Genomic DNA, 18,563 nt, shown 5'->3' with positions numbered 1-18,563 from the left:
AGTTGCGATGGCTCTTGCCAAACTTCTAAAATGGTTTCAAAATCGGAATCTTCGAAAAAAAATAGAAAAAGAGATCCGTGCTCTCGCGCCAGAAGTATTTAACGATTATCTTTACCGAGTAGACGTATTAGATAACGGAAATCTAATATTAAGCTGGGCAAACGAAGGATTTTTAAAATTCTGCGGGATCAGTGCAGAAGACCTGAATCAACCTTGGGCGGCTGCAGATCCTAAATATTTTCACCAAGACGATCTGGATATGATCAGACAAAGAGTCAGATCATTACTATCCGGATCTTCTCGAACAGACGAATATAGAGTATATGGTCCCGATGGACAGATCCGTTGGTTGAGAGATCATGCTCATCCCATCTGGGATCCTGTCCAAAAAAGAGTCTCCCAGATCTATGGCTCCATTCAAGATCTAACTCCATTAAGAAAAAGTGAAATAATCCTACAGGACCAACTTTCCTATACAAATATCCTTTTGGATAGCACAGAAGAATGGGTTATTCGTGTAAACCAAACAGGGAAGATACAATATGTAAATTCTTCCGGAAGGTCCGAGGTCAGAAGACAATTCGGGATAGAATTACTTCCGGATTCTAAGATTCTTTCTTTGATCTCTGAAACTCATAGAGAAATTTTTCAAGCACAGTTAAACAAGGCATTTTCAGGTGCCAAGGTCAAATGGCATTTCTCAAAATTATTCCCTGTCCAGCCTAATTCAGAACTGGAAGTATCCTTTGCCCCTTTATCTAAAGAGGGAACGATTAAAGAAGTCGTAATATTCTTAAAAGACGTGACTCTGCGAACCGTTTGGGAAACAGCTCTGCTTGCAAGCGAAGAGAAATATAGAAAATTAGTAGAAGTTTCTCCGGATGCAATCGGCTTACATGCTGACGGAAAAGTAATCTATATCAACCAAACCGGTCTTAAAATGCTCGGTTATGAATCCATGGAGGAAGTAGAAGGAAGACCGATCGCAGAATTTATACATCCTGATTCCAGACAGGTCGTAGCAGAAAGAGTTCTGAAAGCGATGCTCAAATCCGAACCTTTGGAACCGATCGAAGAAAAATTCATCCGAAAAGATGGAACAGAGATCTCTGTAGAAGTTTCCGGAGTTGCATTCGAACAAAGGGGTCAAAAATTAATGCAGGTGATTGTCCGAGACATCACTGAAAGAAAAAAAGCTGAACTCGAATTAAGCGAACTCAGAAAGAAGATCCTACAAACAAACGATAGGCTCCAAGCAATCATCGAAGGTGTGAAAGAGTCTATATGCGCAGTGGATATGGATTTAAGAGTCATCTCCTGCAATACGGCGTTCGAACTTATGGTTTGGAAACTATATGGTAAAAGGATCACGGTAGGCCAATCGATTTGGGATATTGCGATAGATAATCCGGAAGAAAAGGAAAGAATTATTCGAAATTGGAGTAGAGCCCTGACTGGAGAAGTTTTCAAAATGGAGAGAAAAATTTCAGGTCTCATCAAAGATTCCATAGTGCTCGAGATCAATTATAGTTCGATCCGAGACGAAAGCCATAATATGATAGGTGCCACTCAGATCATTCGTGACGTGACTGATAGATACCAATATGAAGAAACTTTAAGAAAATCCTTGGAAGAGAAGGAAGTGATGTTGAAGGAGATCCATCATAGGGTTAAAAACAATCTTCAAGTAGTTTCCAGTCTTTTGAGCTTACAGACAGATTTTACCGACGATCCAAAGTTAGTTTCTATTCTGAAAGAATGTGAGAGAAGGATCCAATCCATGGCTCTTGTCCATAAGGAACTTTATCAAAACGATACGATTGCGGATGCTGATTTCACGGAATATCTAAACAATTTACTCGTAGCGTTAGTCCAGTCGTATGGTGCAAACAAAAAAGTGGGTTATTCTATAGAGTCCCAAGATATACGTTTAAATTTGGATTTCGCGATCCCGCTTGCATTGGTGTTCAACGAACTAGTTTCAAATTCCTTAAAATACGCGTTCCCTGGAGATCGAAAAGGAGAGATTTTCATTTCCATCTCCAAAAAAGACAACGGACTTTCTATTTCCATCGGAGACAATGGAGTTGGACTTCCTAAAAACGTAAACGTAAGAAATTCGGAAGGATTGGGATTACAATTGGTAGGAATGTTATTGGATAAACTAAAAGCAAAATGGGGGCTGGAAACGGTAGATATAGGAACCAGATACAAAATAGAACTTCCAATCCCTAAATGAATTGCTTCTCACCTGCTTTTAAAAAGGCTGGAAGCGATGAATCTAATCTCTGTAGATAAGGTCGGCAAATCTATCGGCGAAAAACAACTCTTCCAGGGCTTAAGCTTCGGGATAGACGAGGGAGAAAAAACAGGATTACTCGGGATCAACGGATCGGGAAAATCCACCTTACTTAGGATCTTGCTCGGAATAGAAGAACCGGACACAGGCAAAGTGGTCCGCAACAAAGAACTCAAAATTTCATTCTTATCCCAATTCCCTGAATTCGATCCGAACAAAACCGTATTAGAGCATATACTTTCCGGTTCAGGAATACTTTTAGATACAGTCAGAAGATATGAAAAAGCGTGCATTGAATTGGAAAAAGGCGGAGAAGAAGCCGAAAAAGAATATCATCTCGCAATGGAAGAAATGGATTCCAAACAGGCATGGGAACTGGAATCCAAACTTAAAAATATATTAAGAGAACTGAATATACCCGATCTTTCCCGAAAAATGGGAGAACTCTCGGGCGGAATGGCCAAAAAAGTTTCCCTCGCACAAGCCTTGACAGACGAATCCAATTTTTTGGTATTAGACGAACCTACCAACCACCTGGATATAGATGCAATCCTTTGGCTCCAGGACTTCCTAAAAAGTACGGACAAAGCGGTCTTACTTGTCACACACGATAGATACTTTTTAGAAGAGATCGCAAACCGTATCTTAGAGATAGATAGAGGAAACTTCAGAGTTTATCCCGGAAATTATGATCTATATCTGGAAAAAAAAGTAGAGATGCAGGTTATCGAAGAAAAGGAAGAAGCAAAACGAAAATCTTTTCTTAGAACGGAACTTGAATGGTTGAAACGTCAGCCTAAAGCCAGGGGCACAAAACAAAAAGCTAGAACCGATCGTGCGATTGAAGTAATGGAAAGAAAGAAGGCAGGCAAAGATATCGTCCTGGATATTTCCGTTTCCGGCAGAAGACTCGGTGGCAAAATATTAGAATTAAAGAATATTAAAAAATCCTATCCTAGGATAGAATTGATCTCAGGATTTTCCTATGTATTCAAGGCTAAAGAAAGAATCGGAATTGTAGGACCTAACGGTGCGGGAAAGACCACACTTCTGAATTTGATCACAGGAAGAGAAAAGGCCGATTCAGGAGATGTGGCCGCAGGTCTAAATACAAGTTTTGGATATTTCGATCAGTTGGGAAAAGAACTCCCCGGTCCTAAGAAAGTATTGGAATATGTAAAAGAAGAGATCGCGCCAACGATTAAGATGAACGACGGAACTTCTTGGACTGCTTCCCAGTTCTTGGAAAGATTTTTGTTTCCTCCTCAATTGCAACAGACTAAGATCGAAAGATTGTCCGGAGGGGAAAAGAAAAGACTTTATCTCATTCTACTTCTTATGAAAAATCCGAACTTCTTGGTTTTGGATGAACCTACCAACGATTTGGACATTCCTACACTTTCAGTACTCGAAGAATTCTTGGACGATTTTCCCGGAGTGGTTCTTGTAGTTTCTCACGATCGTTACTTCATGGATCGGGTCACTGACTATCTATTCGTGTTCAAAGGAGAAGGTAAGATAGACAGATTCCCCGGCAACTATTCGGAATATCTGGAATATAGAGAATACGAAGAAAAAGAAACCAAGACAAACACTCCTAAACAACCTGAAAAGCAAACGGACAATAAGAAGAAGGGCCTAAGTTACCAGGACAAAAGAAAACTGGAGATCTTGGAAAAGGAGATCCTTTCGCTCGAAACAGAGGAAAAGGAATTGGTCCAGAACTTACAGTCTACCGATCCTGAACTTGCCAGAAAATCAGGAGAAAGACTGAGTAACCTACAAGAAGAATTACAGAGGAAGGTTGCTGAATGGGAAGATCTAGCTTCTAAAGAATAGAATTTGCTCTAATCTAACAATGGGCAGCTGATCCTTTACACTTACTCAAATTTTTAGCCCTATTAAACAGTGTTAAACGAACTAAGCCAAAGTGATTAGTTGTCGCGGTCGTATATTCCTAATCCTATGATTTTTATTCCTTAGTGTCGCTCGATGCTTGACTAAAAAATGAAAGGAAGCATCTTCCTCCTATGAAACGTCTGACTGTGTTATTCTTATTCTCTTATCTTTCCTTAATCAATTGCGGCAGTGGACCCAGCCAAGATCTAAGCGGTTTACTGTTGTTACTAGCAGGAGGAGGAGGTAATTCTTTCCATTGTGGTCAGACGGTGGCGAATCCTGTGAGCTTTGCTTCGGCTAACGGCAATTTTGTTGACGAGACTAGTTTGCTTACAGCATTAGGGGGAGACAATTGTAGCACCCCTAGTCTTACAAATAATGAGAATGGTACAGTTATCGACGCGACAAACAAGTTTCTCTGGACCTTATGCGTAATTGATGGTAATACCGGCTCACCCCATACCTATAGTACTCCGAATTGCGGAGTTTTCACCGGTGCTGACGTAGGCTATGACCAAAGTGGAGGTGCAACAGTATGTTCCAATTTAACATATGCAGGTCATTCAGACTGGATATTACCTGATGCAATCCAATTGCATGTACTTCGAACCGCTAGCACACCTTTCGCATTGGGAGCATTTGGATCGGCTAATAATTCCATTGCAGACGGGGGCACCCCTGTTTGGTCTAGCACGATTATTTCTTCTTCTTTGGGGATCACCCCACTTTATGAAGCTAATAATGTGTTTCAGGCTTTCACGGTGACCTCTGTTTCCCAAGCAATTGTAATCTGTATGGCAAAATTATAGCTATGAGTCGCTCTTTTCGGTTTCTACGGTTAGATCACAACTTTATTAAGGCACGCAGCTTGTATCATCCACTTCAAAGGCTCCGATAGAATATCCATAGGAGCCTGGCGGAGTCTGAGATTCTCCACCAACTCTGGTTACCGGACTGACTATTGTAGCATCTAATAAGTATTCAGAATCAAACGAACCTAAGGAGGAAAAGGTATTCACGCCTCCATAAACAATATTGCAAGATCCCCCTGAGCCGGTTGCTAACCCTAAAGCCAACCAAGGTTGGAGAGCTGGATAAGCGGCAAATATTGGAGTATTAGTAAAGTTCTGAACTCCTCTAGTATTTACAATAATGTCATTCAAGAATGTAGTTGTTAATGAACAAAGAGCGGAGGTACTAAAAGCTCCAGAGGTGCAATAGACGTTAAAAGAAGTACCAGAGCTAATTACTTTTGTGCCTGTACTACAATCTAAGTCGTTCCCTTGGAAGACGGAAGACGTAGTCGGAGTATTTGTAAAATGTGCACAGGTTGGACTCGCGGATCCGCTTGGAATATGGACCAAGTTATTTAGCATTTGGGCTTTTGTGGAAACTCCATACATATTAATTCCGGTATTTGAATTAATTCCGCCGCTGGAATAAATAGTATTTCCCGCGATATGATATTTCGTGGTCGCGGTGTTCTCATAACTATTAATTCCGTAAGAGAAGAAAGAAGTAACGTCTGAGCTATCAGAATATTGACGGTAGTTCATGGTGTTATTTAGAATAGCTATAACCGGGTCGTTGTAACTAGTAATGTTGACTGCAGCAGACGTTCCTGTCGAAAGATTCGTCTTATCTCCACTGATCCTATTTCGATATAAATAGGCATTGGCACTAAAAGTAACGACTCCATACGAACCGTCGACATTGTATCCACCTTTAATTACATTCGTATCTATCACATTCGTGGAATTGGATGAATTGAGATAGATTCCTCCTCGGACCCCTCCTGTAGCGGAATTACCCGATGTATTTCCCCCGGAAATGTAATTTCCAATAATATAAGAATAGCTGTCGGAATTTCCATTTACGATCCGAATTCCGAAGGCGAATTTTTTGGTAATATCGGCAACGATACTAAATCCCTGGACAACATGAGCCTTATTTGGATCATTCCCCATACCTGCAGCAGTGATCGTGATCGGAGCACATTCATCTGTTCCTAATCCTACAGATCCAGCGCAACTTCCTCCACCGGAATTAGGTCTTGCATCAACAATCGTACTTGGAGTAGCATCCAAACTTTGAGTGTTGAATGTGGAATCAAAACTTCCCAAAAGACGTATTCCACCTGAAGATGTCAAAGTAATAGGAGAAACACTAGATGTGATCTTATAGATTCCATCGCCGCTTAAGAATACGCCGCCTTCGACGAAAATATTACATATAAAGGAGGAGGAGCATTTATTTACCGCCGCTTGAATGGTCAAGCAGGCGTCGCTCGGATCTAAACAGGAATTGCTATCATCTCCAGCTGCATATCTTACAAAATAAACATCGCCTTCCATCATTTTAATGGTTACTGAAAGGGCAGCTCCGTTATTTGCAGAAGCCACGGCATCAGAGCATCCTGTCAGAGTAAAGTTAACTTGCTGTGGGAATGTAAGAGCTCCGAAAGACCAAGGCAAAGTGGTTGGTGCAATTCTTGCTCCATTTCCAATATAGGTAACTCCAGGACTTCCGTTGGCAGTACCTGCTGAATAAGGAGGACCACCGCCCGTCGAATCCAATATACATCCAGTCACAGGACCGGAGAATGTGAATGTCATTGCCTTGGTAGAAGGCATAAATCCGCCAGCCGCCACACTTGTTTTCATCAGACTCAAACAACTGATCTGTAGATTTACATCTGCCCCGCTAATAGTTCCATTTGCGGGAGAAGTAACTACCTGGCAGGTGTGGGTAGAAGGAACTGTAGGAACAGTTCCTATAGTAATATCGTAAGCCAAGCCGTCTCCCACATCGAAACTGACTGTTCCGTTGGAGGTCCTCGTTTTTAGGTCGGTACCATTATTATAAATTTGTAAATTAGTAGTGTTTGTGCTGTCAATTCCGGTGACACTGACGTTAGCCTTATACCAATTTTCTGCACAATTCACTACGAAAGTTTTATTATAAAAGTTCAGATTCAGGTTTGGATTACTTATGATGCAAGTTTGGGTCGGAGAAGTAGCAGGTTGCGAAAATATGTTTAGAGTATAGGTTTGATTATAGTCGTAAACTCCCGAAAAAGTGTCCGTCAATGTTCCTGCCCCGGCATTGAAAGTAATTTGTTCCCCGGTGCTAACTAACTCTACGATCAAGATGCCGGAGTTTGTTAGTCCATTTACTTGTACGTTGATCTCGGATGCAGTTCCTCCTAAGTAGGAAACGATATTAGAGATATTCATATAATCTAAAAGACCCGATTTTTTGGGACGGCTATAACAGCCCATCGTATTCAAAGCGAATACGATCAGTAAAAGGGAATATAATTTAGGAAGAAAATTCTTGAGAGTTACCATGCGAATTCCACTCCTAATTCCATTCTCTGTTGCAGAAGATACGAATTTCCGGAAGCATAAGTAGCGGCGGCTCTGTCAGACTCTCTTGCATTTCTGAGGATCGGAGAAACTGTTACAGGGGTATCTGTTCCTTCTACCTTTACTTGTTTAGGTCCCGGAAAAAATCCAGCGTCGATCACATTGATTAGATAAAAGAATCCTAATACTCCTAAGGCCACTCCTAATTGATTGTATTCTCCCACTGCATGAGAATATTTAGGAGATATCTGAGTATAATTATATAATGCTAAGTTAAATAGTGCAGGGTTCCCGGATTGTAAGAATGCAGAGTTGTACATAATATTACTCTGTCTCGCTGCATCCAATTCATGAGTTGCACTTAAATAGGAACTTCCTTTTGCGGCAGCGTAACCACCTGCGACAAAGATCAAACTAGGAAAGATTGCAGTTCTAAATGTGGACTTCTTTTGGTAGTATTGTCCCCAGCCAGGAAGTACGGCGGATCTTGCGGCAGCTCCAAAATCAAAGATAGAAGGTCCAGATGATCCGGAAGAAGAGGACTTGGATTCTAAAGCGGCTAATTCATCTTCTGTTTCGGCTACTAAGAAATAATTTTCCTTCTCTACGGACTTGTTGCGTGGATTTTCTAAGCGTAGGGAAACTGCGCCTTCCGGGGCCTTCTTCTTGTCTATGGTTACTACCAAAGTCTCCGGATTTTTAAGATCTATCGATTTAACAGGGATCTCGTTTCCTTTAGAATCTTTTAATATTACTTTTGTAGCTTCTGTGAAATGTTTGCCCTTGATCTCGAAACTTTCAGGCATGTCCTTGCTTAAGAACTTACTTTTTTCGGCAGCGATCACTTCCGGTTTTTGAGAAAGAATGACCTCGAATGGGATCCAAGCGGAGAAGACTGAAACTCTTCCGTATTTATTCAATACTCCGATCCTATGTTCGTAAGCTCCAGGAGGTAATTCGATTTGGATTTGAGTTGTGGATGTTTTTTCTTTTGTGATCTTTCCGCGAGAATCTTTGATCTCTACTTGGTAACCACCTGCGTCCGGAATGGGTCTCCATTCCAATTTTACACCTTCTTCCTTTGCAAAAATGGGATAAGAGAATAAAAGGAGTCCGACTAAAAGAGCGGCAATCGTATTAGATTTTTGGAATCTTTTATTCAACATAAAATTCCTTAGGAGTCAAAATCTCCGGTGCCTTGAAAGTAGCGGACATGATTACTTCGAAATCCCTGGTCAAAGGAAGGGTGGTGCGGACTTGCCCGGAGCTGTCCCTGTATTTTGCGCTCAGTCTCCACTGGTATTTTCCTTCTCTTAACCTATACAACTCTCGATAGTCGTAGGATTCTCCCTTAATTTCCTTTTTAAATACTGTTTTTAGGGTTTTTTGGTCCGCTTCTAAAAGCTCCAAAATGTACGCCTCAGATTTGCCTTCAATTTCCCAATAAAATGACAAACTTGCTTTCTCATCCAGGTCTATCTTATCTCTATCCCTTGGATATACAGGAGAGACAAATGGAGCGGAGTCCGAGGTCTTAAATCCTGAAGAAGGACTGGTGCTCAGAACCTCCCCATCCGGAGAAAGAAGACTAACTTTCCAATAATAGTCCCCAGGACCTGCAAGTGGGACAGAATTCTGTCCCGAACGAACAGAAGTTTCGAATATTTTAGAAGCAAAATTAGGATCTTTAGAAACTTCTAATTTATAAGTTCCGCTCGGGTCCGGTCTGTCCCATCTGAATTGTAATTTGCCGTCCACTGGATGACCTAACTCGGATCCATCTTTAGGGAAGGAAAGTCGGATAGAGCCCGGAGGTTTTAATATAAACTTACCAACCGCAGAGGAGATGACCTCTTCAGAGTTAGAACTTGCTTTAATTCTCCAAAAGTATGCGCCTTCTTTCCAATCTAAATCCGGTTTCATAAAATTGGAGTTAGTCGATTTGGAGAAAAGAATATTTTTGAAATCGGAATCAACAGCAATATCCAGGGAATAAGATTTGAATTCCTTGTTGGAACTCCAACTGAAGAAGGATCCTGCCTTAAAGATACGAATTCCGATCTCTTCTCCCTGCAAAGGTTTCAGAAGTTTAGGAGGTTCTGCCTGTTCCGACTTGCGTAAAACGAAAGAAATCGGATCCGAACTCAGTTCGTTAAATCCCTGTTTGTCGGAATTCATTTTGACACGAGCGAAAAATTGACCTTCCGCTTTAGGTTCCCATTTTAAGAAACCTGCGGAGGAATCCCCTGTATATGCGATTTGTTTAAAGTTTGCGTCTGAAGAAACTTCCAGTTTATACTTTGTTTGAGAATCGAATGTATTCCATTGGAAACGTACGGGCGGTGCAGTTTCAGTGTAAGAGAAGATTTCCTTATTGGTAGGGGAGACTAGTCTTGGTTTATTCCAAGAAAGGATTCTAAAGTTTTTAGAGGAACTGAATTCTTCTTTTCCGGACTGAGGATTTTTTCCCGCAAGTCTCCAATAGTAGGAACCATTAGGAAGAGCGATGGAAGTATTTGTTCCACCTGCATTCAATTTTTTTAAACCTGTTCTGAATCCAGAATCTTTGGCAACTTCCAATCTGAATGTTTTAACGCTTGGGGAATTTTTCCATTCGAATCTAACAGGAAGGGTTTCTCCTGCTAAAGGAAAATACGTTTTGTCTGGAGGAGAAACAGTTTCCAGATTTAATGTATGTACTTCTACTTTTCCGTCTTTTAGATCCGCAGATTGATTTTTACCTACAGTGTTCTCGCCGGAAGAAGAAACTACTTTAGCTTCTCCCTGTTTTACTTCCAGGTTTAGGCCTTTGTTCTCGTCTTTGGAAATTTTCAGATCTGAATTTCCGAGAGAGATCTTAGTGTCTCCCGAGCTGATCTGTAAATTGCCTGATCCTCCACCGGTTGCGGAAAGGGAACCTGACACGAAGCTGATCTTGTCCGTATCTTCCACGAGGATCATACTTCTCTCGTCCATTCTGATCTCTGCGGAATTTTCTCCATCAGTAAAAAGTAATACTGCTTCGGAACCTTCTTCCGTACGAATTGTATCCCTGTATCTGATGGGGTCAGACTCGTCCAACTCTTCCCAGATTACTTCTGAATCAAGTTTTCTTAATATTTTAAGTTGTTTTGTTTTAAGTTGGCCTACAACTTTATTAGTTCCTGTTTTAGGGCCTGCGTTGGCATATAAATATAAAAGCCCCGAAAAAAAGAACAGGAGTAGAACTAAAGCGGTGACGACTACACGGCCGTCATTCAAGTATTTCATACTTTAATTCCTCTTCCTCATCTCCTGTTTTTGCTTTTTTCTTGGATTCGTATTCTATTCCGAGTCTTCTTCTCAAATCGTTTAGGTCTCTCGGACGATCCATATCGTCTTTTCTTCCGAGAACCGCGTAAATGGTTTGGGGTTCTTCTTTTCCCTTCACCTTGATAGATTGCATTTTTTCGACCGCAAAAATATCTTTTACATGATTGAGTAGATCTTGTGTGATCAGAATATCCGTGCCGAAAGGTTTGTTCAACGCTTCCACTCGAGAGGCGAGGTTCACTGCGTCCCCGATCACTGTATATTCCAATCTTTCTTCGGAACCGATCTGACCTGCGATCACCGGTCCGAAATTCAGACCGCAACCGATACGGATAACCGGCTTTTTATCTCCGCCTCTTCCTTCGTTGAACTTAATTAAAGCGGCTCTCATTAAGAGTGCGCCGTTCACTGCGTTTTCCGCGTCTTGTTCCGAGGTGCGGACCGCTCCCCAAGTCGCCATGATCGCGTCTCCGATAAATTTATCCACGATACCATGAGTATCGTTCACGCAACGAACCATCTCCGTCATGTACTCGTTTAAGAATTCTACCACTTCTTCCGGTTGCAGTTTTTCTGATATAGCAGTGAAGGAGCGAATGTCTGAGAAGAAGATTGCGCACATCTTTCTTTCTCCGCCAAGAGTTAGCTCCTTGTTTAGCACCATTTCGGCAATCTCTTTGTTTACGAAACGGCCAAGTGCGTCTTTTACTTTCTCTCTTTCTTCTAAACCTTTACCCATACTCACGAAATAATCAGTCAAAACGCCGATCTCGTCCTTTGTAGTGGACTTGATCCCAATTCTGAAATTTCCTTTCGCGATCTCTACTGTTGCGGTCAGAAGTTTTAATACCGGAATGGTGATGGTTCTTGCTAAGAAGAATACGATGATAAGTGCGATACAAAGTGCGATCGCCATGATGAGAAGGTTTTTGGTCTGGATACGATACACCATCTCAAAAACTTTTTCTTCCGGAACTGCGACAATCACTCCGGATCCGCCAAAACCTAATTTTTGGTAAGAACCGTAATATCTGGTCTTAGTAGAATCTTCATACCTGGTTTGTTGGCTATCCTCTCTTACGGAAGAAAGCATCGTTTCAAAAATTGGTAGGTCCGCCCAATTCGTTTGGGATGCCAGAAGCTGAAGATCATGATGAGCGATCAGATCTCCATCTCCGTTGATCAAGAATGGAACGTTAATATCTTGTTTTTGGAATACGGATAGAAGTCTTTCTGCTCGGATAATATAAAGTAAAATAGATTTACTCTGAGAATCGTAAACGGAAATAGAAAAAGTAGGTTCTTTAAAATTAGGAGTGAGGTTGTCTATTCTTCCACCGGACTGAACCGTTTTGAGAAATGAAGTTTCTTTTTGAGAAACTGCTGCGTCCAATTCATCTCTATTGGAGGAAATTCCTTCCAAGTAAGAATCGTTGTAGAGGACAGTTCTTTTTTTGAGTTTATCTCCTTCTGCAGAGTAAATTCCTGCTAAAAGAAAATCAGGTTCATTCCTAAAGAATAGATCCGCGTAAGCACCTGGACCTTTCGGGTCCAAAAGTTTTTCCGTTAGAGTTTTACCTTTGTCACGAATGTCTTTTAGGTCCGATTTTACTTTAATCCCTAAAATATTCACCAAAGAGAAGTTAGTTTCTAATACTCTTACTTCGTAATTCTTTTTGAACTCGCTGGACGCGTATAAAATGACAGTGGAAACAGTAACGGTGAGCAGAAGAGAGATCACAGCCATCAGTTTTAATTGAAGAGGGAATTTTGCTGTGGTCGCTAAATCCCCAACATCAGCAGCAGGATTTGGAGTAGTTTCTTTTTTTGGAATATTCTTCTTTTCTGATGCTACTGGAGCTTTAGGTTCTTGTGCAATAGGTGCAGAAGTTTCGGATTCTTGTTTTTCTCCGGAGAAGACAGTGTCAAAAGAGATGACCGGTTTACTTTCCAAGGTGCGGAAACTCTCTGCCTCTTGGAATTGCGGGACCTTCTTCTTTCCGTTAGGATCTTTATGACCGTTTTTGAAAACTCCTAGTTCAATTCCGGAAACTGCCAAAGGAAGTTCCTTTAGAAAAAGTGAAAATTCCCCTCTCGTTGAATCTGGGATTTCTTTCGGAGCTTTTTTGCGAGAAGCGTATGTCTTAAATTCTCCTAAGAATTCAATCTCGGCTTGTCCTTGGAGGGAAGGGAACCAAGCACCTAACTCACCTGTGGCGATATGTGGGTAAGAAGAAATTACCATTTTGGAAAGTATTACTTCCCATCTTTCTTCCAATTCTTCCGGAATTAAAAATAGAATATTAGATTTTGCTGCTGCTGAAATTAATTTCCAAGCGGAGTAGAATACGGATTCGTTCGTCTCGGGTCCAGGAGGAATTTCTAATGCGAATAGTTTCCATTCTCCCGCATGTAAAACTTCTTCTAAGTCGGTTACTAAAGAAGAACCTTTTTCTGAGAATACGCAGACTACAGTTTTGATCCCTAGATCCGCCCAGGCCCTTAGCTCGTCCTGGTTTTGGACCTTATCCTTTGCGCGACTCCAGAAGGCGACTGCACCGTTTGGTCCGAAGGGAATATATTTTGTAGATGATGGCATTTTGTTCCTAAGGAAGTTCCGGAATAAAAATTCTCTTTTAGAAAGCTAAAAAATCGATCCGTCTAGCGGAAAGTAGATTCTGGAAATCCTCTGTTAAATTATCGGAACAACCGCATTCTATATTGAAAACAAGTAGAATGGGTTCTCTCCCACTAAGGATATACCTATTTAGTTGATTACACAGACACCGGTTAGAATCTGGTTTTGAGGATATTTATGGCGACTGCTAAGTTTACCACCAACCAAGGTACCTTCTCCGTTTTATTAGAAGATGAGAAGGCTCCGATCACTGCCGGGAATTTCATCCAACTGGCCCAAAAAGGCTTTTATAATGGCCTAATCTTTCACAGAATCATTGCAAATTTTATGATCCAAGGTGGTTGCCCACAAGGAACCGGGACTGGTGGACCAGGGTATAAGATCCAAGACGAATTTCATCCGGAACTTAAAAATAAGAAATTTACTATCTCTATGGCGAATGCCGGACCGAACACTGGTGGCTCTCAGTTTTTTATCAATGTTAGAGACAACCTGTATCTAGATAATCGTCATGCGGTTTTTGGACATGTAAGTGAGGGAGAAGATATCGTCCAAAATATCTCCGAAACTCCTACGGCTCCAGGGGATCGCCCTCTCCAGCCAGTGGTAATCGAGAAGATAGAAATTATTTAATGTGTCCCTTGTGGGATATTAATTCCACAAACTTCACAAAAATACGAAATATGCTTGAAAATATCTATATTTCGCCATAATTAGAGACCCCTGCCCGGAATTTCTATTCCGGGCGGATCTATTTATGGGTTCTCCTTCTCCTATTTTTTCAGATTCAAGCTCGGGAAATTCCGAATCCTTACTAAATTATATCCTCTCCAATTCTCCCATCGTACTATTTTCTGCCGACGAAACGGGGCTTATGAATTTTGCTTCGGGCAAAGCGTTAGACATGCTTGGCCTGGACTCAAGTGCATTCATAGGAACTAACTTTGTAGAACATCAATGGAACGCTGAACTTAGAGAAGAGGATGGAACCGTCCGTAGTCTGGAACAAACAGATGCATTAAAGCTTGTACTTTCAGGAAAAGAGATCAGTGCAGAAACGGTTTTTTTAGGAAGGCATTTTGCAATCAGGATCTCTCCTGCAATGGGAGAGGATGGAAAGATCGTAGGACTTGTAGGTGTTTCCTTAGACATAAGCGATCGTAAAGAATACGAGGATAGGATCCGTAAGAATGAGGAAAAGTATCGGAACTTATTCCGGAATAACCCTCAGATCATGTTCGTCTTTGAAAGATCTTCTCTTGCGATATCTGCTGTGAACCAAGCTGCGGTAGAAGCTTACGGATATTCCGAAAAGGAATTTATAGGGAAAAGCGCAGAAGAGCTCAGACTTCCTGAAGATAGAGAATTTATGAAGGAAAAGATCAAGGGCCTCAAGGTGGGGTCAAATTTTTTCCAAGAAATGAGACATTTGAAAAAGGACGGGAGTATCGTTTATTTGGATATAGTTTCTTCGCCCATTCAATTCCAAGACACGGAGTCCGTACTTGTTTCCGCAATGGACGTTTCCGAACGGGTAAAATTGAGTAGAGAAAATCGTTTTAATATGGAAGTCATTTCTCAGGTCAACGACGCGATAATCGCTTTGGACGGAGACATGAACATTACGTATTACAACGCCTCTGCAGCTAGAATGTACGAGGTGAATGAAGTAGAATGTTTAGGAAAACATTATACTTCTCTTTTCCAAGAGGATTGGATCTCAGATGAGAATTATAAGGAGGCTATGGAGGATTGGAATACTTTAGGCTCGTCCAAAAGGGAATTGATCCACACTTTAAAATCCGGCAAAAAGATCACAATCGAAAGTAATTTCAAAAAAATTAATGCAGAAGGTTATCTTGTACCAGGACTCATAATGGTCAATCGGGACATCTCCGAAAAAATAGAGGCAAGAAAATCCCTGGAAGAAGCTCTGCAAGGTTTAGCAAAAACGAATCGAGAATTGGAACAATTCGCCTATATCGCATCCCACGACCTACAAGAACCTCTTAGAACGATCGCAAGTTATCTGCAATTATTAGAGAGAAAATTTTCGGAAGAGATTAAACCCGAGATGAGGGAATTTATCCAAGTATCTGTGGAAGCGGCTAAAAGGCAGCAGGGACTGATCGAAAGCCTCTTAAGTTATTCCAGAGTGGGTTCCGATTTCGTTAAAAAGTCCAAAGGAGATTCGAACCAGATCCTGGCTGAAGTCAAAAAAGACCTTTCTTCCGTAATACAGGAAACCAAGGCGAATCTAGTTTTTGAAGGGCCTTTTCCGGAAGTGTATGTGGACGAGGATCAAATAAGACGTTTATTCAGTAATCTAATCTCAAACGGGATTAAATTTCGTTCTCCAAACAGAAGTCCGGAGATCCATATAAAAGTAAAACAAGTTCCTGGAGCGAATGTATTTTCAGTCTCCGATAACGGAATAGGAATGGATCCTAAATATTTTGATCGTATTTTTATAATATTCCAAAAATTGCATAATAGGACCGAATATCCCGGAACCGGGATAGGATTGTCTATCTGCAAAAAGATCGTGGAAAATCATGGGGGAAAAATTTGGGTCCAGTCTTTCGTTGGAAAAGGGTCCGAGTTCTTTTTCTCTTTGCCTGAGGTTTGATCATGGATGCTTCTTCTAAACAATATTTCGATATTCTTCTTGTGGAAGACAATCCTGCGGATGTTCGGCTCACTATAGAGGCATTGAATGATCTTAAATCCGACAAAAGACTTTTCGTGGCAAAAGACGGAGAAGAGGCGATGGACTTTGTAAAGGGAGAGGGTGAATTCATTGGAGCAAGGCGGCCTGATCTAATACTGTTAGACCTAAATCTTCCTAAAAAGAACGGATTAGAAGTTTTGGAAGAACTCAAATCGGATCCCGAATACAAACGGATCCCGGTTGTGGTATTGACTACTTCCGGATCTGAAAGGGATATTATAGCCACTTTCAATTTACACGCGAACTCATATATACAGAAGCCGGTGGAATACGAAAATTTTTTAGAAGCGATGGATACTTTACGTATCTATTGGTTCAAAACTTCAAGGTTGCCTCCAAGATGAATCCACGAGTAGTGTCCGTGCGAGTGAAACAAATTTTAGTAGTAGAGGACAACGAGGACGATTATCGTTTGTTCGAAATATTTTTGAAAGAGGCGGATCCTTCCGGGGTAAGTTTGAAACATTCTCCTACTGTGGCGGATGCTTTGGAAAAACTGAAAGATCAAGGAGGGGGGATAGATTGTATTCTTCTGGACTTAACACTGCCTGATAGTTTCGGTCTGGATGGATTCGAGATGATCAAGAAGGCATTTCCTAAAATACCGATCGTGATCTGTTCCGGGACTCAGGATGAGACTGTTGCAATGGAAGCATTACAATCAGGAGGTCAGGATTATCTAATCAAAGGTAAATTCGATTCGTATCTCCTTTTTAGATCTATTCTTTATGCGATTGAAAGACAAGACATGTTATCCAAGCTGGAAGAGCAGGCATTTCTTATCAAAGAGAACGAAAAAAGATATAGGCTTATCTTCGAGCATAATCCTCATCCGATCGTTTTATACAATTATGAATCTGAAAGTGTTTTGGATCTGAACCATGAAACGGAACGGATTTACGGTTACGATAGAGAAGAACTTCTTCGCATGAAATTTTCGGATCTGTTTATCGGTGTTTCTTCCGGAGAACGTAGACAATATATAGCTCTGCATACTGGTAAAAATATTCCGGAGACACATGTGCATAGATCCAAGGACGGAACTCCACTTCTAATGGAAATCACTTCTTATAGATTTCAACTGGAAGGAAAAGAAGTGGTTCTTGCGATCTTGGTGGATATGACTAAATGGAAATTGTCGGAAGATAATCTAATCCAATCATTAAGAGATAAGGAAGCGCTTCTGCAGGAGATTCATCATAGAGTAAAAAACAATCTGCAGATTATGGCGAGTCTCTTGAACCTGCAGGCCAATTATGCAAAAAACAAAGAAGTGACTCGAGAGTTAAGAGATACAGAGAGTAGGATCTACTCCATGTCCCTTGTGCATAACGAACTTTATAATTCCAAAAATCTGGCTGAGATCGGTTTAAATTCTTATGTGGATAAGTTATTAGATAATCTTTGGAACGTGTATGGGATAGGTGCAGAGATTGGAAGAGTGGTCGATGTAGGAAATCTAAGTTTGGCTGTGGAGAAGGCTCTCCCTATCGGGATGATGATCAATGAGATCGCCACAAACTCTATTAAGTATGCTTATTCGGAAAAGAAGAAGGGACAGTTCTATATAAAAGCAAAGTCCGGAGATGGGATATTCTTTTTGGAAGTCGGGGACGATGGAAAGGGGATCCCGGATTATCCTCAGATCGAAGCCAAAGAAACCTTAGGTTTACAACTGATCCGGATCTTATCCAAACAGTTAAAGGCAAAATTGGACATCAATACTTCAGCTCCAGGAACCCGATTCCAAATTGAGTTCGCGTATTAAGCAGCCAGTAATTTTTTGAATTCGGAAATGCAAGCTTTGCAAGCTTCGCCACATGACTTACATTCTTCGTGATGGTCCGCGTGTTTATCACATTGAGCGGCACATCTTTCGCAGGACTCTAAGCAGATAGAAGCTAATTTTTTGGTCGAAGCCGAACCCAAAGAAGACAATACAACGAATGCATCGCATAGCGCCACAGTCTCTTCGACAGATCTAAGGCAATCCGCCATTTCCTTATCACCTTCTGCTAGCATATTCACGCACATACTGATGCAGATTCTACCTTTTAAAATACAAGCAGAGGAGGCTTCGATCGCTGAGCCTGGCACGGAAATTTTATCTGACTTCTTCTTTTTGGAAGCCTTTTTATCCCCGTGATCATGTCCTAAAACGGAAGAACTTGCGAGTAGAGCCATGGTAGTCGCGCCTAGCCCTAGGATTTGTTTTCTAGATATTTTCTGTTCCAAAGGAACCTCCCTCGGTGCTCTAAGTTATTCCAGAATCCGGATTTCGTCGCCTAAAATAGGTTGAAAACCTTAAAAAAAACC

12 protein-coding genes are annotated in these 18,563 nt (G+C 41.2%); 7 read left to right on the top strand and 5 right to left on the bottom strand.

What is annotated here, in order from left to right:
* The first annotated feature begins 7 nt into the window (after nt 1–7).
* From CH352_RS07065 to CH352_RS07055, 3 genes are all read left to right on the top strand, one after another.
* Entirely contained in the window at nt 8–2,239 is a 2,232-nt protein-coding gene (locus CH352_RS07065) for a PAS domain-containing sensor histidine kinase (protein ID WP_100706256.1), read from the top strand.
* 36 nt (nt 2,240–2,275) lie between these two features.
* Nucleotides 2,276–4,138 (top strand): ABC-F family ATP-binding cassette domain-containing protein, encoded by a 1,863-nt coding sequence (locus CH352_RS07060; RefSeq protein ID WP_100706112.1) that lies wholly within the window; start codon nt 2,276–2,278, stop codon nt 4,136–4,138.
* 191 nt (nt 4,139–4,329) lie between these two features.
* Nucleotides 4,330–5,007, top strand: a complete 678-nt coding sequence (locus CH352_RS07055; protein ID WP_100706111.1) for a hypothetical protein — start codon at nt 4,330–4,332, stop codon at nt 5,005–5,007.
* Between the two features lie 45 nt (nt 5,008–5,052).
* Here the strand turns inward: CH352_RS07055 and CH352_RS07050 are convergent, their stop codons facing one another.
* The 4 genes from CH352_RS07050 to CH352_RS07035 are packed head-to-tail and all read right to left on the bottom strand — an operon-like array spanning nt 5,053 to nt 13,477.
* On the bottom strand, nt 5,053–7,548 hold the full coding sequence (locus CH352_RS07050) for a hypothetical protein (RefSeq protein ID WP_100706110.1): 2,496 nt from the start codon (nt 7,546–7,548) through the stop codon (nt 5,053–5,055).
* Complete coding sequence (locus CH352_RS07045) at nt 7,542–8,732, bottom strand: LIC11435 family protein (RefSeq protein WP_100706109.1); 1,191 nt, start codon at nt 8,730–8,732, stop codon at nt 7,542–7,544. The genes CH352_RS07050 and CH352_RS07045 overlap by 7 nt, the downstream gene beginning before the upstream one ends.
* Nucleotides 8,722–10,836: a FecR family protein gene (locus CH352_RS07040; RefSeq protein ID WP_100706108.1), complete on the bottom strand. Its 2,115-nt coding sequence runs from the start codon at nt 10,834–10,836 to the stop codon at nt 8,722–8,724. Before CH352_RS07040 ends, CH352_RS07045 begins: the two co-directional genes overlap by 11 nt.
* Entirely contained in the window at nt 10,820–13,477 is a 2,658-nt protein-coding gene (locus tag CH352_RS07035) for an adenylate/guanylate cyclase domain-containing protein (protein WP_100706107.1), read from the bottom strand. The genes CH352_RS07040 and CH352_RS07035 overlap by 17 nt, the downstream gene beginning before the upstream one ends.
* Before the next feature lie 216 nt (nt 13,478–13,693).
* Between CH352_RS07035 and CH352_RS07030 the strand changes: the two genes are divergently transcribed.
* The 4 genes from CH352_RS07030 (at nt 13,694) to CH352_RS07015 (ending at nt 18,015) form a co-directional block, all read left to right on the top strand.
* Complete coding sequence (locus CH352_RS07030; RefSeq protein ID WP_100706106.1) at nt 13,694–14,149, top strand: peptidylprolyl isomerase; 456 nt, start codon at nt 13,694–13,696, stop codon at nt 14,147–14,149.
* 124 nt (nt 14,150–14,273) lie between these two features.
* Nucleotides 14,274–16,145 carry a PAS domain S-box protein gene (locus CH352_RS07025; protein ID WP_100706105.1) on the top strand — a complete coding sequence of 624 codons (1,872 nt, stop codon included), beginning with the start codon at nt 14,274–14,276 and terminating at the stop codon, nt 16,143–16,145.
* 2 nt (nt 16,146–16,147) lie between these two features.
* A complete protein-coding gene (locus CH352_RS07020) occupies nt 16,148–16,591 on the top strand; it encodes a response regulator (RefSeq protein ID WP_100706104.1) in 444 nt (147 codons plus the stop codon).
* A complete protein-coding gene (locus tag CH352_RS07015; protein ID WP_100706103.1) occupies nt 16,588–18,015 on the top strand; it encodes a histidine kinase dimerization/phosphoacceptor domain -containing protein in 1,428 nt (475 codons plus the stop codon). The genes CH352_RS07020 and CH352_RS07015 overlap by 4 nt, the downstream gene beginning before the upstream one ends.
* Here the strand turns inward: CH352_RS07015 and CH352_RS07010 are convergent.
* Nucleotides 18,012–18,482: a four-helix bundle copper-binding protein gene (locus CH352_RS07010; protein WP_100706102.1), complete on the bottom strand. Its 471-nt coding sequence runs from the start codon at nt 18,480–18,482 to the stop codon at nt 18,012–18,014. The genes CH352_RS07015 and CH352_RS07010 overlap by 4 nt on opposite strands.
* Nucleotides 18,483–18,563 lie beyond the last annotated feature (81 nt).

It is taken from the genome of Leptospira hartskeerlii, assembly GCF_002811475.1.
GTDB lineage: Bacteria > Spirochaetota > Leptospiria > Leptospirales > Leptospiraceae > Leptospira_B > Leptospira_B hartskeerlii.
The sequence above is the reverse complement of the archived record's forward strand: the minus strand, read 5'-3'. Positions and strand labels throughout refer to the sequence as shown.

Bases quoted from the DNA above. Each gene is read 5' to 3' on its own strand.
- CH352_RS07015 (WP_100706103.1), top strand. From the start codon at position 16,588: ATGAATCCACGAGTAGTGTCCGTGCGAGTGAAACAAATTTTAGTAGTA.
- CH352_RS07065 (WP_100706256.1), top strand. From the start codon at position 8: ATGGCTCTTGCCAAACTTCTAAAATGGTTTCAAAATCGGAATCTTCGA.
- CH352_RS07060 (WP_100706112.1), top strand. From the start codon at position 2,276: ATGAATCTAATCTCTGTAGATAAGGTCGGCAAATCTATCGGCGAAAAA.
- CH352_RS07055 (WP_100706111.1), top strand. From the start codon at position 4,330: ATGAAACGTCTGACTGTGTTATTCTTATTCTCTTATCTTTCCTTAATC.
- CH352_RS07050 (WP_100706110.1), bottom strand. From the start codon at position 7,548: ATGGTAACTCTCAAGAATTTTCTTCCTAAATTATATTCCCTTTTACTG.
- CH352_RS07040 (WP_100706108.1), bottom strand. From the start codon at position 10,836: ATGAAATACTTGAATGACGGCCGTGTAGTCGTCACCGCTTTAGTTCTA.
- CH352_RS07035 (WP_100706107.1), bottom strand. From the start codon at position 13,477: ATGCCATCATCTACAAAATATATTCCCTTCGGACCAAACGGTGCAGTC.
- CH352_RS07030 (WP_100706106.1), top strand. From the start codon at position 13,694: ATGGCGACTGCTAAGTTTACCACCAACCAAGGTACCTTCTCCGTTTTA.
- CH352_RS07045 (WP_100706109.1), bottom strand. From the start codon at position 8,732: ATGTTGAATAAAAGATTCCAAAAATCTAATACGATTGCCGCTCTTTTA.
- CH352_RS07025 (WP_100706105.1), top strand. From the start codon at position 14,274: ATGGGTTCTCCTTCTCCTATTTTTTCAGATTCAAGCTCGGGAAATTCC.
- CH352_RS07020 (WP_100706104.1), top strand. From the start codon at position 16,148: ATGGATGCTTCTTCTAAACAATATTTCGATATTCTTCTTGTGGAAGAC.